The following is a 20,741-nucleotide window of genomic DNA, read 5'->3' as shown; positions in this document are numbered from 1 at the left end:
CGCCGGAGATCACGCTGGCCACCGTCAGCTACACCACGCCGTGGGACACGATCTGCCGCTGAGCACGCGCCGGTCGTCGACGCGCGGTCTGCCATGGCTCTTCGGAAAGTACGGCCGCAGACGCGTCATCTGCGCTTCCGTCAGCCAGAAAAGGTTGCTCATCTCGCCCCCGTCACACCGGGAGCTTGAATCAAACCGGCGAGACCGTGGCAAGCCAATTAATGGGTCCTGACCCTAAAGTCCCCGCGACTGGGCCGCCTGATGACCGCAGACGGGAGCCTGCGCCGGCAGTCTCAGCACACACCGCGAATGGCAACCTATCGACTCCAGCCATCGAATCCGCGACCGGCCGGAAACGGGAGTTATTGCAGGGCGTCGATTGTCGAGACGCCGTAGGGCGCCAGCTTGGAGTCGGAGGTCAAGATCGGAATGCCTTCGACTTGCGCTTGGCTGACAAGTAGCCGATCGAACGGGTCGCCGTGATCCGAACGTCGTGGCAGCGCCTGATAGGCTGCAAGATGGGTGTCGCTGATCATCAGTCGCTTCATGCCTTGCGCGTCGACGGCCCGCGCCACCTCTGTCACGTCTGCGTCGAGCTTTCCGATCTGAGCCTTGATCGCGATTTCCCAGAGAGAGCCGACGCTGACCGATAATGGGCGTGTCGCCATGATGTGCCGGGCCGCCACGCCCAACCGCTGGTCATCTGTCAGCCACCAAAGCAAGGCCTGAGTGTCGATAAGCGCGTCGGTCAAGCACGGCCCTCGAACGCTGCGGTGAGCGAGACGTCCTCGTCGTCGAAGTCCTCGCCGATGGTGATCCGACCCTTGAGAGAACCGGGCCTGCGCACAGCGTCCTTGGCTTCGACCGCAAGAATTCGGAAACGACCTGGCTTTGATCCGTGGCGAACGATCTCGACCTCACCGCCTTGAGCGGCGCGATCAAGGATCTCTGAGAGACGCGCCTTCGCATCCCGAAGGGTGTACCGCTCTAGCAAGGCGGGCCTCATACGACTGTGACCACAGCGATGAAATGTAGTCACTTCCTGCGCCCGGCGCAACAGCGTCGAAAAGCTCCTCGCGAACGGTAGCCTACCGCCCCCGGCCCTCCGTCCCGCGACTGGCCGGAACCGGGAGCTGTCGATCGCCGTGGGGTCGACGCCGATTAGCGTTACGAGCGTTTGGTATTTCTTTGCCGAGATGGGTTCCGCCATCGCGCCTATCCACAATGAGCCCACCTTGGGAAGGGAAAAACGGATGAATCGATTCTCGAAGCAGAGCCGCTATGTCTATCGACGCATGGTGTCCGCCAATTGCCAGAAGAGGTGTCCTCGTCAAGCGCCCCCGTCTCCGCCTTTTAGCTCGCCGGCGCTCCAGTGATCCGTCGGAGCGCGGATTCCCGTGCAGCGCCGACATAGGCGCGAGTGGCGGCCTCGGCGGCCGCCGCGTCGCGACGCTCAATGGCGGCGACGATCGCTCCGATCTCTCCGACGCTGCGCAGCGCGCGGCCCGGCTCCGACATCGAGAGCACGCGCAGGCGACTGATCCGCGCATGAAGCGTCTCAAGGATGTCGGCGACGGTGCCGTTGCCGGCGCCGGCGGTCAGCACTCGGTAGAAGCGGCGCATGATGACGACCAGGGCCTCGACGTCGTCGCGCGCGGCCCCGTCGGCGATCTCACGGTGCAGGTCGCGCATGGCGCGCACCGCGGCGTCGTCCGCCCTCACGACGAAGTCGCGCACGAGCAGCGATTCCAGTTCGGAGCGCAGATCGTAGATCTCGCGGGCCGTCTTCGCGCTGAGCACCGCCACGCGGGGGCCGCGATGGGCCGCGACCTGGACGAGACGCTCCGCTTCCAGCCGCCGCACGACCTCGCGGACGATGGTTCGGCTGACGCCGAGCGCGGCGCACATCTCCCGCTCGATCAGGCGCGCGCCTGGTGGGATGCGGCCGGAGATGATCGCGTCCTTCACCGTCTCGAACGCCTGTTCGCGCATCAGCGGTGGCGTCGCCGGCGGCTTGAGCGCCCCGGACAGCGATCCCGCCGGCCCCGCACGGTCGCCGTCGAGCCCGGAGAAGCCGGCGGTCATGCGTCATCCCCGATCAGCACGACGACGTTGCCGGAGGCGCCCGCCTCGACAGCCTCGTGGGCCGCCGCGATTTCCGCGAGGGGAAAGCGCGCCGGCACGTCCGGGCGCAGGCGGCCGCGCGCGGCAAGAGCGCCGACGACCAGCGCCGCCGCGTCGCGCTGGGCGGGCGTCAACTTCGCCCCCTGGATGAAACGCACGCTCGCGCCCTTCAGAGCAAAGCCGTAGTAGTCGAGCACGGGGCGCTTGTCCGAGGTGGAGGAATACGACGCGACGACCCCGTGATCGGCCAGGGCCGCGACATCCGTCGCCTGGTTCGCCGCGAAGTCCACTTCGATTATCCGGTCTGCCCCGCGACCGCCCGTCGCGTCCAGCACCGCCGCCGCCACGTCGTCGCGGTTGCGGTCCAGCACAAGGTCGGCGCCCCGCGCCGCGGCGGCGGCTCGCCCGGCTTCGGAGCCTGCGGTCGCGATCACGCGCGCGCCGCTCCACGCCGCGAGTTCGACGCAGACGCGCCCGACGCAGCCGCCGCCGCCCTGCACAAGTACTGTCCGCCCTGTCACCGGGCCGTCGGCCAGCGCGGCGAGCCACGCGGTGAAGGCGGGAACGCCGAGCGAGGCGCCTTCGGCGAAGCTGAAATCCTCAGGCAGCGGCAGCGCCCAATCGGCGCCGATCACAACCTTCTCCGCCGCCGTCCCGCGATGGACCGGCGCGCGCAGCACGTAGACGCGCTGGCCGATGCGCGCCTCCGCCACGCCCGGCCCGACTGCGTCGATCACGCCGGCGCCGTCGCTGTGGGGGGTCACGCCGGCCGGGGGGAGTTCTCCGCCCAGCCATCCCGAGCGCTTCTTGACGTCGTGGGGGTTCACGCCGGAGGCGCGTACGGCGACGCGCACTTCTCCCGGCCCCGGCTCAGGCTCGGGCGCGTCGAGGAGGCGCAGCACGTCGCGGGCCGGGCCGTGGTGATGGTAGCGCACGACGCGCATCAGCCGCGCTCCGCCAGCCGCAGGATCGTAAGCGCGACCGCCTGAGCGCGCGGCACGAAGCTGTCGAGGTCCACGTATTCCTCCGGGCTGTGGGCGTCGCCACCGACCGGGCCGGCGCCGCAGACCGTGGGTACGCCGAGGCTGGCTGTAAAGCCTGAATCTGCGCAGGAGCGCGTCGCCTCCGCCCGCGTGTCGTGGCCGAGGTCGCGGGACGCCGAGAGATAGCGGTTCACCAGCGTCTGCGTCCGCGGCTCGTCGGCGACCGGCAGGAAGCCGCCCATGCGCTCGACCGCGCCGCTCAGGCCGTCGCGGGCGCAGGCCTCGGCGATGGCACGGATCTCGGCGTCCAGCCGCTCGCCCGTGGCCACGTCGCCGAAGCGCAGGTCGATCTGCGCCTCGCACGACGGCGCCACCATATTGACCGCCAGCCCGCCCGAAACGATGCCGACGCTGACGGTTATGTCGGGATTCTCACTGCTGAGGGCGTGCCACGCGAGGATCTTGCGCGCCATCTCCTCGATCGCGCTGCGGCCGTCCTGCGGGGCGCCGCCGGCGTGCGCCGCGCGGCCGGTGACCGTCGCGCGGTAGAACGTCCCGCCGCGCCGCGCCTTGACCACGTTGCCGCTCTTGCGCCCCGGCTCGGCGTTGAAGCAGGCCCGGGCGCCGTCCGCCATCGTCTCGATCACGGCGCGCCCGCTGGGCGAGCCGATCTCCTCGTCTCGGGTGTAGAGCGCTACCAGCGGAAGCGGCGCGCCGCCGGCGGCGCGGAAGGCGGCCAGGATGAAGGCGTTCATCACGAGGCCCGCCTTCATGTCGGCGCAGCCGGGCCCGCGGCCGATGCGGCGGCCGTCCCGCCGCTCCACCGTGAACGGTCGACGCGCGGCCTCGCCGGCGGGAAACACGGTGTCCATGTGGCCAAGCAGCAGGACGTGGCCCCCGTTCGACGCTGGCCCCGTCCGCGCCGCGAGGCAGGCGCCGCCATCGGTCGGGGCAAGATCGGCGGCGATGTCGTGCTCCGCGAAAAAGCGCTCGAAGCGCTCCCGCACCGTGTCCACGCCGGCGGAATCGCGCGAGCCGCTGTCGATGTCGACCACCTCGGCGAGCAACGTCTCCATCGCGCCGCCCTGCCCGGCCAGCCAGTCCAGCGCCGCATGGCTTTTCGTCATCGGCCTTATCCTCTGTCTATTGTGCAGGCGGAACTCCGCATGTGAACGCCCCATCGCTTGTCTGGCGATCTTTGGGGTTGTGATCCCGCGCCCGCTGCGTCATGTTTTTTAGCATACTGTCATACAAACGGAAGAGAGAGCATGCCGGGCGATCTGAGTGAGCGGGCATCGACGGGTGTGGTGGGAGATGTCTCCGCCGACCGTGTCCGCGCCCATGTCGAGCGGATCGTGCGCGAAATTCCGCATCGCGCCGCGGGCTCCGAGAACGGCCGGCGGATGGCCGAGTACGCGCGCGACGCGCTGGTCCAGGCCGACGTCGCGGACGCCCGCCTGCACGAGCTGCCGGCGATCGTGAGCTTTCCAGAACACGCGGACTTCCGGCTGGAGACCCCGCGCCGGACGGAGATCGTCGCCAACACCCTCGGGCACAGCACGCTGACCGGGCCGGAGGGGGTGCGGGGCGAACTGGTCTATGTCGGCTCTGGCGCTTTCCCGGACTACGAGGGCAAGGACGTTCGCGGGAAGATCATCCTGACCGAGCTGTCCTACGCCCCCGCGCGCCACGAGAAGCAGCGCATCGCGGCCATGAAGGGCGCAATCGGCGCCGTCATGATGAACTGGGGGCACCCGGAGAACGAGGCGGTCCCTTTCGGTTCGGTGAAGCCCGCGTGGGGCGTGCCGACGCCGGACACCTTCGCCAACGAGATGCCGCAGATCCCCTGCATCGGCATCGCACGGGTCGCGGGCCTCGAGCTGAAGGAGCTGGCGCTGAAGGGCGGCGCCGAGGTCTGGCTGCGGACCCATGTGGAGAACCCGTGGCGGCCGATCCAGATCACCGTCGGCGAGATCGCTGCGCCGCAGGACAGCCCGGAGCCCGAGGACTTCGTGCTGCTCGGCGGCCACCAGGACAGCTGGCCGGGCGAGGCCGCGACCGACAACGCCGCCGGCAACGCCTGCATGATCGAACTGGCCCGCGCCTTCGCCGCGCGTCGGGGCGAACTGCGCCGCGGCGTCGTGCTGGGCTTCTGGACCGCGCACGAGACCGGCACCATGTCGGGCTCTACATGGTTTGCCGACACCTACTGGGACCGGCTGCGCGCCAACGCGGTCGCCTACCTGCAGATCGACCAGCCCGCCTGCCTGGGAACGAGCCGCTGGGCCACCTCCTCCAACGCCGAGCTGAAGGCGTTCCACAGCCGGGTGGAGAAGGCCGTCGTCGGCGCGATGCCGACGATCTGGAAACGCGCGAGCAAGACGGGCGACTCCTCCTTCTACGGTATCGGCATCCCGCTGTTTCACGGCGAGATGACCTTCACGGAGCAGGAGCTGAAGGACACGGCGCTCGCGACGCTCGGCTGGTGGCACCACTCGCTGGAGAACCGGCTCGACAAGCTCGACTGGGCGCTGATGGCGCTGCACCTGAAGGTCTACGCGGCTTGGCTTTGGGAGTTGTGCACGGCCCCCGTGCTGCCCTTCCGGTTCGCGCCGGTGGCCGAGCAGATCACGACGCGCCTCGCCGAACTCGCCCCGGCCGGCGCGGCGGTCGGCCTCGACGGCGTTCTGGCGCGCGCCGAGGGCTTCGCCGCGGCGGCCGGACGGCTCGATGCGGCGGCCGAAGACTGGGCGGGCCGCTTCGCCCGCGGCGCGGGCGACGAGGACGTCGCGCGGCTGCTCAACGGGGCGATGAAGCGGCTCAGCCGCATCCTCGTGCCCCTGCAAAGCCAGGAGAAGGGCCCGTACGGACAGGATCCCTACGGCTACACGCCCCAGGGCACGATGCTGCCGTGCCTCTACGACCTGCCCGCGCTGGCCAAGGCCGAAGACGGCCCAGAGCGATGGATGCTGGCGACCGAGATGCGGCGGCGGCGCAACCGGGTGGCCGACGGCGTCGGCGACGCGACGCGGGTGATCGACGACGCTCTCGCGCTGCTCGGGAAAGGGTGAGCATGGCTGCGCGGCGCATCCTCTACCAACTGGTTGCGCCGCTGTCGGCGACAGTCGGGCCGCACGAGCCGCGGCGTCGGCGGGATTTCCTCGCGGCCCACGCGGCGCCGGGCGTCGAGGTCGTGGTTCGCGACGCGGACGGCGTGCGCGACGGCATCCAGGGCGACTGGGACGCGCTGGTCGCCGGCCCCGTGATCGTGCGCGGCCTGCGCGCGGCGGAGGCGGAGGGGTTCGACGCCGTCATCGTCGGCTGCTTCTCCGACCCGGCCCTCGATGCGGCGCGGGAGGCCGTCTCGATCCCGGTCGTCGGGCCGGGCGCGTCGTCGATCGCGCTGGCTTTGCAATGCGCCGACCGCTTCTCCGTGCTCTCGCCCGGCGAGGGCGGCGCGGCCCGCACGCGCGCGACGCTTCGCGCAATGGGGCTCGCCGACCGGCTGGCCTCGGTCCGCGGCGTCGGTCTGACGGTGCCGGAGATGGCGCGCGCGGCCAGCCAGGGCGGCCTCGACGCCGCGCTCGATCGCATCGCCGCCGTCGCTTCGGCCTGCGTCGAGCAGGATGGCGCCGAGGCCCTGATCTTCGGCTGCATGAGCATGGCTTTCCTCGATCCGACGCCGCGCATCACAGCGCGCGTGGCCGTCCCGGTCGTCAATCCCGTTCTCGCGGCGCTCCGCATGGCGGAGACGCTCGCCTCGCTCGGTCTGACGCACAGCCGGCGACGCTGGCCGGAGACGCCCGACCGCCCCCTCGTCAGGCTCGATCCCGGCGAGGCCGATAATGTCCGACAGCTGGAGGCTAGCCGATGAAGATTCTGAAGGGGGCCGTGGTCGCGGCCGCACTGGCCGCGCAGCCGATCGCCGCGACGGTCGAAGCCAACGAGATCGTCTGGGGCGACACGCTGCCCGCGGGCCTCGACCCGCATGTCGTCTACGACGTGCCGATGCAGTTCTACATGCTCAACGTCTACGACACCCTCTTCCGTTACATCGGCAATCCGCCGGAGCTTGAGCCTTGGCTCGCGTCGGGCTACGAGGTCAGCGCGGACGGACAGACCTGGACGTTCAGCCTGAAGGACGACGTGCAGTTCCACGACGGATCGGCGCTGACGGCGGAGGACGTCGTCTACTCCTTCCAGCGCCTCCTGAACCTGCGCACCGGGCCCGCCGGCGCGTTCCTGCCTGTGCTCGACCCCGAGGGCGTCGAGGCGGTCGACGACATGACCGTGCGCTTCACCCTCAAGCAGCCCTATGCGCCATTCCTCTCCGCCGTGCCGCTGGTCGCGATCCTCAACAAGGACGTCGTGGAGGCCAACGCCGCCGACGGCGACTGGGGCCGGGCGTGGCTGTCGTCGAACTCGGCGGGCTCAGGCGCCTATGTCCTTGACCCGGCGACCTATGTGCCGCAGGAGCGCGTCGACCTCGCGATATTCCGCGACCATTTCTACGGCTGGAACGACAACCCCAACCCGATCGAGATCGTCCGGGCGTATCCGGTGGCGGAAACGTCCACCCGCGTGCTGGCGCTCATCAACGGCGAGATCGACGCGACCGACAGCTATCTGCCGACCGACCAGATCGAGCGCATCGCACGCGCCGAAGGCGTGCGCGTGGCTCAGGACGAGTCCATGCGGGTGATGGTCATACGCATGAACAACGCCAAGCCGCCGTTTGACAATGTGAACTTCCGCAAGTGCGTCAGCCACGCCTTCGACTACGAGGGCTTCATCGACGTGATCCTCGGGGGCTTTCCGGTGCGCAACGCGGGACCGAACCCGCAGAATCTGTGGGGCGCGCCGGACGATCTCGCAGGCTACGACTACGACCTTGAGGAGGCGGCGCGATATTGCGACGCGGCGCGCTCCGAAGGCGCGCCGGTCGATCGCGGCGTCGAGATCCACATCCAGTCGGCGCTCGAGCAGACCACGCAGGCGGCCGAGGTGCTGCAGGCGGGCCTCGGCGCCATCGGCGTGAACCTCGAGATCGTGCCCTCGACATGGGCGCAGCTCACGAGCTCCACCGGCTCGGCCGAGACCACGCCGGACATGTGGATCCACTGGGTCTCCACCTACTTCGTCGATCCGGAGAACTGGATCGGCCAGATGTACGACACGACCTTCGCAGGAACCTGGAAGGCGTCGTCCTGGTACGCCAACGACCGCGTCGACGAGTTGCTGCGGTCCGCGCGCGCGGAGCCCGAGCAGGCCACCCGGGCCGGCTACTACGAGGAGGCGTCGCGCCTCGTCGTCGAGGACGCCGCCGACATCTGGATCTACAACACCGTCCAGCTGCGCGGCCTGAGCGAGCGGATCGAAGGCTACAAGTTCTCGCCGGTAGGCTCCGGCGGCGAGATCCGCTGGATCTCGATCAGCAAGTGACCGCAGGCCGGGCGCCTCGCGCGCCTGGCCGCGCCCTCCCTCGGAGCCCCTGCCGCCATGGCGCTGTTCATCCTGCGGCGTACCTTGCTGATCGTCCCCCTCCTGCTGGGGCTGTTGCTGCTGACTTTCGCGATGCTGCGGCTGGCCCCCGGCGATCCCGCAGCGGCGATCGCCGGCGATGCGGCGACGCCGGATCAGATCGCAGCGATCCGCGAGCAACTCGGCCTAGACCGTCCGTTGCCGATCCAGTTCGTCGCTTATGTCGGCGGCGTCGTCCGCGGCGACTTCGGCGTCTCGGCCTATTCCGGGCGGCCCGTCAGCCTGGACATCGCGCAAAGGTTGCCCGCGACGCTCGAGTTGACGTTCACGGCTCTCCTGATCGCTGGCGTCGGCGGGGTTGCGCTCGGCGCTCTCGCCGGGGCCTGGCGCAACTCGCCCTTTGACCATGCGGTCCGAGTCGTCACCGTGCTGGGTCTCGCTACGGCGTCGTTCTGGCTGGCGATCATGCTGCAACTCGTCTTCGCCCTGGACCTCGGGCTCCTGCCTCTACGTGGACGGCTGCCCTCGGCTGTGGCGGCGCCGCCGTTCCTGACCGGATTCTACACTCTCGACGCATTGGCGTCGGGACGGTTCGAGACGTTCCGCGCGGCGCTTGTCCACATGGTGCTTCCGGCGATCACCATCGCCTTCGGCGGGCTGGCGACAGTCGCCCGCTTCACGCGATCCTCGGTGATCGAGGCGATGGGGAGCGAGTATGCCGCCTACGAGACAGCCGTCGGGTATCCGCGACGGCGCGTGCTGTTCCCCTACGCCCTGAAGAACGCGCTCGTGACGCCGGTCACGCAGATGGGCCTGCTATTCGGCGCTTTCGTCTCCAACGCCGTCGCCGTGGAGGCGGTCTTCGACTGGCCGGGGCTCGGCTCCTACCTCGTCAACGCGATCTACACGGCCGACTATCCCGCGATCCTCGCCGTCACGCTGGCGATAGGTCTCGTTTATGGAGTCGTAAACATCGTCGTAGACGTCGCCCATGGTCTCATCGACCCCCGCGTCGCGGAACGGATGTAGCGCGTGCTGGTGCTCCGGAAGTTTCTGCGCGACCTGCCGGCCGTGGTCGGCCTGTTCATCATCGGCGCGGCGGTGCTGATCGCGCTTTTCGGCGATCCGCTGCTGGTGGACGCCGCCGACGCCACCCGGCCGGATCTCCGCGCCCGGCTGACGCCGCCGAATTGGGACAAGCCGTTCGGCACCGACAACCTCGGTCGCGACATCTTCACCCGCGTGGTGATGGGCACCGGCGGCGCGTTGACGGTTGCGCTGACGGTCGTGGCGGCGGCGATGGCGGTCGGCATCCCGCTTGGCCTCTACGCCGGCTACACCGACGGCTGGGCGTCGGAGGGGATCATGCGCATCACCGACATCTTTCTCGCGGTGCCGCAGTTGATCCTGGCCATCGCGCTGGCTCAGATCATCGGCCGCGGCATGGACGCGGCTATGGCGGCGCTCGCCGTGACCTACTGGCCGTTCTTCACCCGCACCGTCTACGGAGAAACGCGCCGTGTGCGGACCATGCTTTTCATCGAGGCGCTGGAAGGCCTCGGCGCAGCGCGCTGGCGCATTCTCGCGCTGCATGTCCTTCCCAACGTCGCCGCCCCCGTGATCGTGCGTGCCACCATCGGAATGGGTTTTATCATTCTGACGACGGCGGTGCTGGGCTTTCTTGGCGTTGGCGCAGCGCCTCCCTCCCCGGACTGGGGCCTCGCCATCGCCGAGGGGCGGCGCTTCATGCCCGATCACTGGTGGATGACCGCCTTCCCCGGCCTCGCGATCCTCGTGCTTGTGCTCGGCTTCAATCTGCTCGGCGACGGCCTGCGCGATCTTGTCGACCCGCGGCTGCGGCGGTCGCGATGAGCGCGCCGCTACTGGAAATCCGCGACCTGCGGGTCTCGGTCCGCGGAGACGAGGGGGAGGCGCGCATTCTCGACTTCGTGAATCTCACAGTCGCGCGGGGCGAGGCGGTGGGGGTTGTCGGCGAGTCAGGCTGCGGCAAGTCGACATTGCTCAAGGCCGTCCTGGGCCTGCTGCCGCGCGGCGCCGAGGTCGAGACCGGCGTCATCCGCTTCGACGGCGAAGACCTGCTACAGCTCAGGCCGGAGGACTTCGCCCGCCGCATCCGCGGCCGTGCAGTCGGCTTCGTTCCGCAGGATCCGTTCCAGAGCTTCAACCCGGTCTTCACGGTCGGCCGCCAGATGCTGGAGATCCTGCGATGGACCGGGTTGCCCGGCGAGCCGCCTCGTACGATCTGGACATCGCGAGAGCGCGAGCGTGCGCGCGCGGCGTTGATCGAGGCGCTGCGCGCCGTGCAACTGCCCGACCCGGAGGGTGCCCTTGACCGCTATCCACACCAATTCTCCGGCGGGCAGCGTCAACGCATCCTGATCGCGGGCGCGCTTGCGGCACGGCCACAGCTCATCCTCGCGGATGAACCGACCACCGCACTGGATGTGACGACGCAGATGCAGATCCTCTCGCTGCTGCGTCGCCTTGCGCGCGACTTCGACGTAGGGCTGGTGTTTGTCAGCCACGACTTCGGCGCCGTTGCACAGCTATGCGACCGGGTCGCAGTCATGTATGGCGGCCAGACCGTCGAGACCGGCCCGGCCGACGCTGTGATCGCGGACCCGCGCCATCCCTACGCGGCGGCGCTGCTGGCGTGCCATCCGGACGGCGAGCGGCCGCTTGTCGGTATCCCGGGCCTTGTCTCCTCGGCCCTTGCGCCACCGCCGGGCTGCCGCTTCAACCCCCGCTGCGTCCTCGCAGTCGAGGCCTGCCGCAACGAGCGCCCTCCGTTGCGCACGGTCGCCCCCGGCCGCCTTGTCGCATGCGTGCACGCGGAGGCGTCGTGAGCGTTCCGCTGCTGTGCGCGCAAGGGCTGGAGACGGTGTTCGGCGGGCGACGGCGCTTCCTCGCCAGGACCAAGCCGCCGGTTCGCGCGGTGGACGGGGTGGATCTGGCGCTCGCCGAGGGCGAGTCTCTCGGGGTCGTCGGGGAATCGGGCTGCGGCAAGACCACCCTCGCCAAGACCCTGTTCGGGCTGCTGCGCGAGACGCAGGGGACGATCCGCCTCGCGGGCGAGGTGGTGTCCGGCCTGCCGCCGCGACAGGCGCGCGCCCGGCGGCGAATGATCCAATACGTCCACCAGGACCCCGGGGCGGCGCTCGATCCATGGTGGAGAGTAGGCGACACGCTGCATGAGACGCTGCTGATCCATGGCGTGCGCGACCACGCAGAGCGCGCCCGGCGCATCGACGAACTGCTGGAAGCGGTTGGGCTGAACGCCGACGCCGGCCGGCGCTATCCGCACGAGCTGTCGGGGGGCCAACAGCGCAGGATCGGCCTCGCCCGGATCCTGTCGCTGCGCCCGAGCGTGGTCATCCTCGACGAGCCGACCTCGGGGCTCGATCTGTCGGTGCAGGCGAGCGTACTGGCGCTCCTGAACGAGCTGCGCGCGCGCTATCGGCTGTCCTATCTCTTCATCAGCCACGACCTCGCCGTGGTGCGCCGCGTCTGCGACCGCTCCATCGTGATGTATCTCGGCCGCGTGGCGGAGGAGGCGCCCGTAGGCTCGCTGTTCGCCGATCCCCGGCATCCCTATACCCAAGCGCTGTTCGCCTCAGCCCCCAGCCTCACGCGGCGCGCCGGCGACGAGAGCTTCCTGGAAGGCGACCCGCCGAGCGCCGCTCATGTTCCCAAAGGCTGTGCGTTCCGGCTGCGATGTACCCACGCAATTCCAAACTGCGCCGTTTCGCGGCCCGAGTTGATCCCGCTGCCGGGCGGGAGGTGGGCTGCGTGCCCAGTCATCAACGCGTCGACGAAATAAAGGGCCTTACTGGCGTAGGTGTTTAGAGCGGAATCCTAGCTGTCTGGATCGTATCCGCATGCGCTGAAGTCGTTGGCGCACTCGGTTGGGGTGAAGGTGTCTGCGATGCGGCCGATGGCGGCCCAGAGGGCGTCGATAGTGCGCTCGGCGGCCTTGCGGAGCATGGCCTTGAGCTTGGCGAAGGCGTTCTCGATGGGGTTGAAGTCGGGGCTGCAGGGCGGCAGGAACAGCAGGCGCGCGCCAGCGGCCTCGATCAAGGCGCGGGCGCGCGGCCCCTTGTGGCTGGACAGGTTGTCCATGACCACGATGTCGCCGGGGCGCAGCTCGGGGACGAGCACCTTCTCGACATAGGCCTCGAAGGCGTCGCGGTTGATGGCGCCGCTCAGCACGAAGGGCGCGATCATGCCGCGCATGGTCAGGGCGCCGACGAAGGTGGTGGTCTTCCAGTGGCCGTGGGGGAGGCCCATGCGCAGGCGTTCGCCGCGAGCACAGCGGCCATGGGTGCGGGCCATGTTGGTCTTCGCCCCGTTCGTCGGGAAAACGATCCACTGGATCGTTTTCTGATCCTCCTCACCATCGATGAAGACCAGCCGTTCGGGATCGAGGTCGATCTGCCCATCGAACCAGTCCTGTCGGCGCTTCGGCGCCGACCGCATCGATCGGGACCGCGCTCCGTTGAGCTTCGTGCGGGCCCATGCGCGCGGGATCGAGCTTCGCCGGCCGAACCGGCTCCGCGCCAGCCCCGAGCCGCGGCGCACGGTGGAGATCGCGTGCTTTCTGAGGCGTTATCTGGCGCGGGCTACCGACACGATGGCGGAGGTGTTCAATGCGCGGTTGACCGATTTCAATCGTCCGGCGCATGGGCGCGCTCTCGCGTCGGAGGCGCGTGCGGCGCCGAGCCTGCGGCGCTTTGCGTTCGAGGTGATGACGCTGGCCGAGGATCGCGAGATCAACGACGCCGCGTTCCGTCAGCGTGTCGCAGCGCTCGGCGCGCCGTTGCTGCAGGGCGGGGCGCCGGTCTCAAGGACGGCGGCTGCACGTTTGGAGATGGCCCGGGACGGCGTCCGGATCGCGGAGGCCATTGCGGCGCTCGATCCGCTGGCGATGGCGGTTCCCGATGACCATCCGCTCAAGATCGCCCTTTCGGCGCTGCGGAGCGCGGCGCGCCGCGGCGCGAGCGCGGTCCTGCCGACTGGACAGCAGAACCCGTTCGGACCGGCCTGGGATGGCCTGATCGCCCATCAGGATCGGGCGCTGGCGCTCGGAGCATGGCGGGCTGCGACCGCGCTTCTGATCAAGCGCTCGCTGACCAACGGCGCAGCGTCGCTGCCCCATGGCGACCGCTTCCGCTCGCCCGAGGACCACCTGATCCCTTCAGCGCTTTGGGAGCGCGACAGGGAACGGTTCGCGCGGAACCTGGGTGTCGGATCCGCCGCGACCGCAGCGCTGGCGCCCATCGAAGCTGGCGTCGAAGCTGGGCTGGCCGCCCTGGCCGAAGCCATCGCCGATGGTGCGATCAAGCTCGACAAGGGCCGGTTCCGTGTGCCGAAGCAGGTCGCCGATCCCGAGCAGCCCCCGGTCGCGATGGCGCGGACGGCGCTCCAGCGCCGTGGGCGAGGCGCAGCTTCCCGACGTGATCGTCGACGTCGACGCCTGGACCGGCTTTTCCGCGGCGTTGCTCGGCCGCCCGGCGAGTTGGTGGCGGCCTACGCGGCGATCCTCGCCCTCGGGTCGGACTTCGAGGCGGCCGATGTCGGCCGCATGGTGGACGACGTCAGCGCCGAGAGCGCGGCGATGATGATGCGCCGCTTTGAGGAGGACGGACGTCTGCGCGCCGCCAACGACCGGGTGGTTTCAGTGCTGGGACGCCTGCCGGTCACACGCCACTGGGGTCCCGGCGACTGCGCCTCGGCCGACATGATGAGCCTCGATGCGACGCGCTCGCTGTGGTCAGCCCGGATCGACCCGCGGCGATGTCGCTACGGCGTCGGCGTCTACACCCATGTTCTCGACCGCTGGGGACTGATCCATGATCAGCCGATCGTGCTGGGTCGCCGTCAGGCCGGCGCGGCCATCGAGGGCGTCCTGCGCCAGGAGCATGCGTCCATCGAGCGGCTCGCCGTAGACACCCACGGCGTCACCCACTTCTCTATGGCGTTGGCGCGGCTCGTCGTCTTCGACATCTGCCCCCGGCTGGCCGGCGTGTCGAAGATGAAGCTGCACGTGTTCCGTGACACGCCGGTTCCGGACGCACTGGAGCCTCATGTCTCCCGGACCCTGTCGCGTCGCAGGATAAGCCTCGGATGGGATGGCCTGCTCCGGCTGGCCGCCTCGACCAAGGGCGGCTGGTGTTCGGCGGTGTGGGCGCTGGACCGCAACGGCGCCGCGGCCGCCGGCGATCCCGTCCACGCGGCGGGCGAGGCGTTCGGCAAACTGCTGCGAACGCTGTTTCTGTGCGACTACCTCGCCGAAGCAGCTTTCCGGGCTGAAATCCACAGCTTGCTGAGCCGGGGCGAAGCGGTGCACACGCTGCAGCGTGCCATCCACGGCGGAACACTCGCGCCTAAGCGCGGCCGGACGCCAGAGCAACTCGCGGCGATCTCCGGCGCGCTGACGCTGCTCGCCAACATCGTGATGTGCTGGAACGCGTGGCGCATGGATGACGCGCTCCGGCGGCGCGAGGTAGTGGCGGACCCCGTCCACCTGGCGCGCATCGCGCCGATCGGCTTCGCCCACATCAATCTCCGGGGCCGCTTCACCTTCGATGCAATGCGTGCGCTCAACGCGGCGCGGGAAAGCCCGGCGGCATCGGCGAGCTTTTGAGGGCAGTCAAAGGGACGAAAAATACAGTATATTCATATCCCTAGCCGAAATCAGCCAACTTGCGACGCCAATGTTTTCATAAACTTAGCAGGCGCTACGTCACTAAAGCATGCCCCGGCAACCCCGAGGTGGTCACGCTAGGGCTGTCCGACGATGCGCTCCGACGGCTCGTCCAGGCGGTATCGGACAGCTTCGACCGCGCCGCCGGGGACGCCGCGATCCTGCCCGGGCGCGGCGCGGTCGACCGCTTCTATCTTGCGCACGGCGAATTCCGCCTTCGGAACACATGCAACACCTGGACCGCACGCGTCCTCGCCTCGGCCGGGGCGGACATCGACCCGGCGGGCGTGGTCACTGCGGACACGCTCATGCGGCGCACGCGTGCGAGCCGCTACGCACTCCCGGCCGCCGGCGCAGCCCGCCCCCCTTAGCGCGCGGTCGCGTGTCCCTCTGCAGCATCCGGCTCAACCACTGGCGGTTGCCTCAGCCCGTCACCGACGACCATGCGATGTCATAAGCCAGCAGATGGGTTTTCGCCAGTTTTGTTCAACCGCATCGAAAGCGCGACCGGCTTCGGCCGACTAGCACAGACGCGATACCGATGATCTGGGCATCGGCGTGGGGCCAACGCCGATCCGCTACAAAAGAGACTGAACTTTCCTGGGCGAGAGGGGTCGCGGCATCGCGCCTATCCACACCAAAACGCGCCACCGCATCGCAGGACCGCCTTCGGACCACCCGGTCCCGTCGCCGCCATACAGCCACCACCCCGAGGTTCTTGACGGTATGGGGGCCGATCCTCCTCCGTGATGTCGCAACCGGCGCTGGCGAACCCGCCAGGGCCCGCCCGCGGGAAGTCGCCAGGCCCAGCCTCACGGCCGCCGAAGCCGCCGCGTATCGATCTCGACGCGCTCGGACAGGCTTTCCAGACTGTCGTGGAGGAGTTGGAGCAGATAGGGCGGGTTGTGGACATAGCCGCCTGCATCCTTCTTCGCGACCTGATAGTTGTAGGCGGCCTGCAGCAGTCTCGGCGTCCAGTTCCGGTAACGGTTGGGAAAGATCGCCTCCTCCGGGGTGATCGCGCCATCGCCGTCCGGGTCGTTGAAATAGTAGGGAAAGCGGCCCGGAAAGTAGACGATGGGCACGCCGGCGACATCGGCCGCGTAAGTGCGGATCGCGTCGTAAAGGCGATCCTGCAGGCCGATGATCTCGGCATGGACGCCGGCCGAGATGTCGCCGTCGCCGTCGAAATCGGCATGTCGCGTGCGGATGTCTCGAATGTCCTCGACGCCTCGATGGCAGCCAAGGCAGCCGTCGGTCTCGACCTGCGTGGTATGCGCGTCATGGCAGGCGACACAGGTATCGGCGCCCGCCACATGCCGGAACCGCCCGACATAGGCGCGCCCCGGATACTGGAAGCCGCCGCGCACCTCCGAGCCGTGCATGACCGCCGCGGCGACGCCGTAATGGATGTTGAGGAAAGACAGGTCCGTCGATACGTCGTCGCTGCCGATGCCCTCGATCGCTCGCGTCACGTGATCGCCGGACTGGCGTCCCTGATGGCAGACCGTGCAGGTTGCGTTCCAGCCCAGACCGTCGACCCTGACGCCCGAGGGAAAGCGCACCGCATCCAGCGCGTGCGCCGCCGCGGTGTGGCACGAGGCGCAGCCGATCGGCGCGTTGATCGCGCCCGGATGCTCGACCACGCCCGCCTCGCTGCCGTCCGCGCCTAGCCACGCTACGAAGGACGGCTGGGAGTGGCAATGCGCGCAGGCGACCGGCACCCCGCCCTCCTTGTTCCAGTAGTTGAAGGAAAGCGAGCCGTAGTCTCCGTGCGGCGAGGCAAGCCACTTCTCGACCAGTTCGGTCAACTCCTCGGCCAGCGCTGAAGCAGGGGCGAGGCCCAGCGCCAGGACCAGGGCGAATGGGCCGCGAATTCGGGAAAGGGACATGCTGGCTCCTTCCTCTGCCGGCGGGCGACAATGCCACAATGCTAACCGATCGCTGCGCCGGCGCCCTTGATCCGGATCATGGCGCCGGGGCGCACTACCGTCACTTTGGCGCGCACCTTACCATGCGAACGAGCCGATGACGTCGATTGACCGCGCCCGGACCGCCCCCGCGACGCCCCGCCTGCCCGGGTGGGCGCTGGCCGCCATCTACCTCGCCTTCTGCGTCATGCCGCTTGCCCTCGCCGTCACGCGGGCCGTCGCGCCGCTCGATCCGTGGGAGAGGGCGGGCGCCGCGCTGGGACTTCTGGGGCTGGCGGCGATGGCGGTGCAGTTCGTGACCTCGGGAAGGTTCGGCGCGGTCTCGGGGCGGCTCGGGATCGACAAGATCATGGCCTTTCACAAGGTCGCCGCGATCTGGGTGCTGGCGGCGCTGGTCCTGCATCCGCTGCTCTATGTCGTGCCGACGTGGATGGACGATCCCGGGCGCGGCGCGACGCGGCTGTTCGCCTATCTGAGTTCGCCGCATTACCGCAGCGGCGTGGCAGCGCTGGCGGCGCTGGCGCTCCTCGTGCTCACCTCGATGCTGCGCGAGCGATTGCCGATGAAATACGAGGTCTGGCGGGCAAGCCATGTGGTCCTGGCGATCGCCGCAGTGGCCGGGGGCCTGCACCACGCGCTGGTCGCAGGAAGGTTCAGCGCGCTGGGGCCGGCGCTGTTTTTCTGGTGGGCGATGGCGGCGGCGCTGACGGCGGTGATGGCGACGCTCTACGGCTGGCGCTGGTGGCGGCTGCACGCCCGGCCCTGGCGGCTGAGATCGGTCGAAAAGCTGGCGGACCGGATGTGGGAACTGGACATCCAGCCCGCGCCGGGGACGCCCGATCTGCCCTACCACGCCGGTCAATTTGTCTGGATGACCGAAGGCAAGCGCCGCTTCCCGCTCTTCGACCACCCGTTCTCCATCGCCGATTCGCCGCGCCGGCCGGGGCTGAGCATGATCATAAAGGAAGCCGGCGATTTCACGGATCAGATCGGCGCGCTGAAGCCAGGCGCCCCCATCGGCATCGACGGCCCCTACGGCGAGTTCGCGCTGGAGGAGCATCCGGGCGATGCGGTCCTGCTGATCGCCGGCGGCGTCGGCGTTGCGCCGGTCATGGGGATTTTGCGCGACATGGTCGCGCGCGGCGACAAGCGACCCGTCCGGCTGGCCTATGCCGCGGGCGATCCCGACAATTTCGCCTGCCTCGGCGAAATGGAGGCCGCGAAGGCCGCGCTCGACCTGGAGGTCATGCTGGTCAGCGAGGTCGGGGGGGAAGGCTGGCGGGGCGAGGTCGGCAGGCTCGACGCAGACCGCTTGCGCCGGCTCCTGCAAGGCTACGATCCGGCGCGCACGGTGGCGCTGATGTGCGGGCCCGGCGGCATGGTGACGGCCGTGTCCGACATGTTGCTCGAGCTGGGAATGCCGATGGACAGGGTCGTCTACGAACGCTTCGACTATGGCGGCGGCGCAGCCTCCCGGCTGGACCGCCGCCGCAGTCTGGTCTTCGCCGCCATCGGCGGCGGGCTGGCGGTCGCGGCGGCGCTTTTCGCAATCGGCTGAGGGACCTTTCCGACGTTGGGGGTCCACTGATCTTGTTGGCGCGCCGAGCGCCCGGAGCCGGTTGCTTTCGGTTGGTCCCAGTCGGGTTTCGGGGAACGTCAGAGCGGGGCGACCCCCAACTTCGGAAAGGCCCCCCATCATGCTCTGAAGCATTCCGTCCTGGGGGGCATGGCACCCCGGACTGCCGGCGGCGATTTCAGCAGGATCATGATTTCGTTGGTGAAATGTCTACCTTGCACAGGGTAAATGGGAGAGACGCGCCGTAGGAATTCCTACGGGCAACACCCTGTGGCATTTTTGACGCGCGTCGGTTCCGCTTGTTGGTGAACGCTGCGACGCACCCCGCTCCCCTCGTTCGAGGCGGCTTGACCAGGCCAACGAGCGGAGTTCCGAACATGAAGGGCGTGCCCAACCTGTCGCTGGGACAGGTCTATCCGCCGCCGGTCGTCGGCCTGAAGCTCAACGTCTGCCCTGATCCCGACTGCGGCAACTTCGTCGTCGCTCTGGATCCCGACAGGCTGCGTCTCTTCGGTGCTGTCGCCGCCCGGGCGGATCCGCCTCATCACAGAGCAGGAGGCGCTGCTGCCCCGCCTGCTGCCCCACATCTTCCGCGAGGAGATCGAGGCCGACCGCTTCACCTGGCTGGCGATGACCTTCGACAAGAACGCGACCAAACCCACCGTGCAGGCCCGGGTGGCGGCGTTCAAGAGCGCCCTGAACACCTTCGTCGACGACCTGCGCGCGGCCGATCCCATCGTCGAGGCTGCGATGACCAACAGCGCGCGGCTGCGGGCCTTTGTCGCCGCAGGGATGACCAACGCCATCGGCGTCGTCCGCGGTGGCGCCGCGCGCCCGTATCCCAGCGACAGCTACCGCCAGGCCTTCATGCCGGCGATCTGGATCGCCTCGCCGCTCCAGACGGCCGGCGAGACGAACAAGGTCGTGGGCTTCCCTCTGCTGCGCCGCGAGCGGCGCCAGGCGCTCAAGGCCCTGCGCTTCGACCAGGCGATCACGGACCCAGAGACCCGGGAGCGGGTGGCCTGGCACGTCTGGACGGCGACGCTGCAGCCCGTCTCGACGTTCTTCAACGCCCTGCGCGAGCGGCTGAGCTATGCGCAGCGCGCGGGCGGGGGGTCGGCGCGCTCGGGGCCGAGCTACATCAACGGCGCGGCCTACAACCCGCGCGTGCTGATCGCCGTCCTCAACATCTTCCGCGTCTACTACAACTGGTTCGAGGCGCGGCCCTGTGTCGGCGGGCGGAGCGGCAAGGCCGACACCGAGGATGTCGACGCCGGCACGACCATGCTGCGCATTCCCGGGTCGGACATCGTGGCGCCGATCACAAAGCGCCGGTCGCGCCGCCCGATCCGGCGCACGCCCGCGATGCGCATGGGCATCCAGGAAAACGCTACGACAAGAACGGCGTCCTGGTGATGCCGTCGCTTCATCGCGTGCTCTACCGGCCGTGGCTCTATGCGGGCACGCCCGTCTGGGACAAACCGGAGTCTGCGGAACCTGATCACCGCAAGTTGCGCTCTGCAAAACCTCTTCTCAGCGGTGCCGGTGAAGCGGTGTCGGTGAAAGGGAGAGGTAGGCCTCTCCCTTTAGAGAATGCGCTGACAAAATCAGCACACCCAGAGCTATGTCCCCCAGGACGGAATGCGTCAATCATGCTCCGGCGACCCCCCATCGGGCTGATCGGCGAGATCGGCGTCTCGGGCGCGTTCACCGCGGCCGAGGAGAAGTCGCTCCGCGGCGCCGCCCGCGCCGCCGCGCGGACCGGGCTGGCGCTGATGGTCCATCTGCCCGGATGGTTCCGCCACGGCTTGCGGGTGATCGACGTGGCGGGCGAGGAAGTGGCGGACCCGCGCCACCTCGTCCTGTGCCACATGAACCCGAGCTTCGACGACCCCGACTACCAGATCGCCTGCGCGCAGCGC

General features: G+C 69.1%; 17 protein-coding genes and 3 pseudogenes. 12 read left to right on the top strand and 8 right to left on the bottom strand.

Annotation, left to right across the window (positions count from 1 at the left end; genetic code table 11):
• Window positions 1-54: 54 nt before the first annotated feature.
• The 6 genes and pseudogenes from V7Q31_RS13065 to V7Q31_RS13040 form a co-directional block, all read right to left on the bottom strand.
• Window positions 55-162 (bottom strand): annotated as a pseudogene (locus tag V7Q31_RS13065) (transposase); the annotation flags it as partial.
• A 200-nt stretch (window positions 163-362) separates the two neighbouring features.
• Window positions 363-752 (bottom strand): type II toxin-antitoxin system VapC family toxin, encoded by a 390-nt coding sequence (locus V7Q31_RS13060; protein ID WP_333834304.1) that lies wholly within the window; start codon window positions 750-752, stop codon window positions 363-365.
• The gene (locus V7Q31_RS13055) at window positions 749-1,210 is read right to left on the bottom strand and encodes a type II toxin-antitoxin system Phd/YefM family antitoxin (RefSeq protein WP_333834303.1); all 462 of its coding nucleotides are present in this window, start codon (window positions 1,208-1,210) and stop codon (window positions 749-751) included. Before V7Q31_RS13055 ends, V7Q31_RS13060 begins: the two co-directional genes overlap by 4 nt.
• Before the next feature lie 143 nt (window positions 1,211-1,353).
• Entirely contained in the window at window positions 1,354-2,085 is a 732-nt protein-coding gene (locus V7Q31_RS13050) for a GntR family transcriptional regulator (RefSeq protein WP_333834302.1), read from the bottom strand.
• Window positions 2,082-3,068 (bottom strand): NADPH:quinone reductase, encoded by a 987-nt coding sequence (locus V7Q31_RS13045; protein ID WP_333834301.1) that lies wholly within the window; start codon window positions 3,066-3,068, stop codon window positions 2,082-2,084. The genes V7Q31_RS13050 and V7Q31_RS13045 overlap by 4 nt, the downstream gene beginning before the upstream one ends.
• Window positions 3,068-4,234 (bottom strand): M20 family metallopeptidase, encoded by a 1,167-nt coding sequence (locus V7Q31_RS13040; RefSeq protein WP_333834300.1) that lies wholly within the window; start codon window positions 4,232-4,234, stop codon window positions 3,068-3,070. The genes V7Q31_RS13045 and V7Q31_RS13040 overlap by 1 nt, the downstream gene beginning before the upstream one ends.
• Window positions 4,235-4,375: 141 nt before the next feature.
• Here V7Q31_RS13040 and V7Q31_RS13035 point away from each other — a divergent pair, with 141 nt between their 5' ends.
• Genes V7Q31_RS13035 through V7Q31_RS13005 form a run of 7 tightly spaced genes read left to right on the top strand, consistent with a single transcriptional unit; the run spans window position 4,376 to window position 12,429 of the window.
• Window positions 4,376-6,178, top strand: a complete 1,803-nt coding sequence (locus V7Q31_RS13035) for a M28 family peptidase (RefSeq protein WP_333834299.1) — start codon at window positions 4,376-4,378, stop codon at window positions 6,176-6,178.
• Between the two features lie 2 nt (window positions 6,179-6,180).
• The gene (locus V7Q31_RS13030; protein ID WP_333834298.1) at window positions 6,181-6,981 is read left to right on the top strand and encodes an aspartate/glutamate racemase family protein; all 801 of its coding nucleotides are present in this window, start codon (window positions 6,181-6,183) and stop codon (window positions 6,979-6,981) included.
• The gene (locus V7Q31_RS13025; RefSeq protein WP_333834297.1) at window positions 6,978-8,549 is read left to right on the top strand and encodes an ABC transporter substrate-binding protein; all 1,572 of its coding nucleotides are present in this window, start codon (window positions 6,978-6,980) and stop codon (window positions 8,547-8,549) included. The genes V7Q31_RS13030 and V7Q31_RS13025 overlap by 4 nt, the downstream gene beginning before the upstream one ends.
• 57 nt (window positions 8,550-8,606) lie before the next feature.
• Window positions 8,607-9,617, top strand: coding sequence for an ABC transporter permease (locus V7Q31_RS13020; protein ID WP_333834296.1), 1,011 nt, complete (start codon window positions 8,607-8,609; stop codon window positions 9,615-9,617).
• Between the two features lie 3 nt (window positions 9,618-9,620).
• Window positions 9,621-10,460, top strand: a complete 840-nt coding sequence (locus V7Q31_RS13015) for an ABC transporter permease (RefSeq protein WP_333834295.1) — start codon at window positions 9,621-9,623, stop codon at window positions 10,458-10,460.
• Window positions 10,457-11,455 (top strand): ABC transporter ATP-binding protein, encoded by a 999-nt coding sequence (locus V7Q31_RS13010; protein WP_333834294.1) that lies wholly within the window; start codon window positions 10,457-10,459, stop codon window positions 11,453-11,455. The genes V7Q31_RS13015 and V7Q31_RS13010 overlap by 4 nt, the downstream gene beginning before the upstream one ends.
• Window positions 11,452-12,429, top strand: coding sequence for an ABC transporter ATP-binding protein (locus V7Q31_RS13005; RefSeq protein WP_333834293.1), 978 nt, complete (start codon window positions 11,452-11,454; stop codon window positions 12,427-12,429). Before V7Q31_RS13010 ends, V7Q31_RS13005 begins: the two co-directional genes overlap by 4 nt.
• 35 nt (window positions 12,430-12,464) lie before the next feature.
• On the opposite strand, the pseudogene V7Q31_RS13000 reads toward V7Q31_RS13005, so the two are convergent.
• Window positions 12,465-13,157 (bottom strand): annotated as a pseudogene (locus tag V7Q31_RS13000) (IS630 family transposase); the annotation flags it as partial.
• A gap of 82 nt (window positions 13,158-13,239) precedes the next feature.
• On the opposite strand from V7Q31_RS13000, the gene V7Q31_RS12995 reads away from it, so the two are divergent.
• The gene (locus tag V7Q31_RS12995; protein WP_442976537.1) at window positions 13,240-15,252 is read left to right on the top strand and encodes a Tn3 family transposase; all 2,013 of its coding nucleotides are present in this window, start codon (window positions 13,240-13,242) and stop codon (window positions 15,250-15,252) included.
• Window positions 15,253-15,380: 128 nt separating this feature from the next.
• A complete protein-coding gene (locus V7Q31_RS19210; protein WP_442976535.1) occupies window positions 15,381-15,683 on the top strand; it encodes a DUF2459 domain-containing protein in 303 nt (100 codons plus the stop codon).
• Between the two features lie 441 nt (window positions 15,684-16,124).
• Here the strand turns inward: V7Q31_RS19210 and V7Q31_RS12990 are convergent, their stop codons facing one another.
• Window positions 16,125-17,243, bottom strand: a complete 1,119-nt coding sequence (locus V7Q31_RS12990) for a polyheme membrane-associated cytochrome C (protein WP_333834291.1) — start codon at window positions 17,241-17,243, stop codon at window positions 16,125-16,127.
• A gap of 97 nt (window positions 17,244-17,340) precedes the next feature.
• Here V7Q31_RS12990 and V7Q31_RS12985 point away from each other — a divergent pair, with 97 nt between their 5' ends.
• From V7Q31_RS12985 to V7Q31_RS12975, 3 genes and pseudogenes are all read left to right on the top strand, one after another.
• A complete protein-coding gene (locus tag V7Q31_RS12985; RefSeq protein ID WP_333834290.1) occupies window positions 17,341-18,801 on the top strand; it encodes a ferredoxin reductase family protein in 1,461 nt (486 codons plus the stop codon).
• Between the two features lie 531 nt (window positions 18,802-19,332).
• A complete protein-coding gene (locus tag V7Q31_RS12980) occupies window positions 19,333-20,235 on the top strand; it encodes a hypothetical protein (RefSeq protein ID WP_333834289.1) in 903 nt (300 codons plus the stop codon).
• Between the two features lie 236 nt (window positions 20,236-20,471).
• Window positions 20,472-20,741, top strand: a pseudogene (locus V7Q31_RS12975) (phosphotriesterase-related protein); the annotation flags it as partial.

Origin of the sequence: Rubrimonas sp. (assembly GCF_036788415.1) — a bacterium.
GTDB lineage: Bacteria > Pseudomonadota > Alphaproteobacteria > Rhodobacterales > Rhodobacteraceae > Rubrimonas.
The sequence above is the reverse complement of the archived record's forward strand: the minus strand, read 5'-3'. Positions and strand labels throughout refer to the sequence as shown.

Bases quoted from the DNA above. Each gene is read 5' to 3' on its own strand.
- V7Q31_RS13025 (WP_333834297.1), top strand. From the start codon at position 6,978: ATGAAGATTCTGAAGGGGGCCGTGGTCGCGGCCGCACTGGCCGCGCAG.
- V7Q31_RS13050 (WP_333834302.1), bottom strand. From the start codon at position 2,085: ATGACCGCCGGCTTCTCCGGGCTCGACGGCGACCGTGCGGGGCCGGCG.
- V7Q31_RS13030 (WP_333834298.1), top strand. From the start codon at position 6,181: ATGGCTGCGCGGCGCATCCTCTACCAACTGGTTGCGCCGCTGTCGGCG.
- V7Q31_RS13035 (WP_333834299.1), top strand. From the start codon at position 4,376: ATGCCGGGCGATCTGAGTGAGCGGGCATCGACGGGTGTGGTGGGAGAT.
- V7Q31_RS12985 (WP_333834290.1), top strand. From the start codon at position 17,341: ATGACGTCGATTGACCGCGCCCGGACCGCCCCCGCGACGCCCCGCCTG.
- V7Q31_RS12995 (WP_442976537.1), top strand. From the start codon at position 13,240: ATGGCGGAGGTGTTCAATGCGCGGTTGACCGATTTCAATCGTCCGGCG.
- V7Q31_RS13010 (WP_333834294.1), top strand. From the start codon at position 10,457: ATGAGCGCGCCGCTACTGGAAATCCGCGACCTGCGGGTCTCGGTCCGC.
- V7Q31_RS13055 (WP_333834303.1), bottom strand. From the start codon at position 1,210: ATGGCGGAACCCATCTCGGCAAAGAAATACCAAACGCTCGTAACGCTA.
- V7Q31_RS13045 (WP_333834301.1), bottom strand. From the start codon at position 3,068: ATGCGCGTCGTGCGCTACCATCACCACGGCCCGGCCCGCGACGTGCTG.
- V7Q31_RS13020 (WP_333834296.1), top strand. From the start codon at position 8,607: ATGGCGCTGTTCATCCTGCGGCGTACCTTGCTGATCGTCCCCCTCCTG.
- V7Q31_RS13040 (WP_333834300.1), bottom strand. From the start codon at position 4,234: ATGACGAAAAGCCATGCGGCGCTGGACTGGCTGGCCGGGCAGGGCGGC.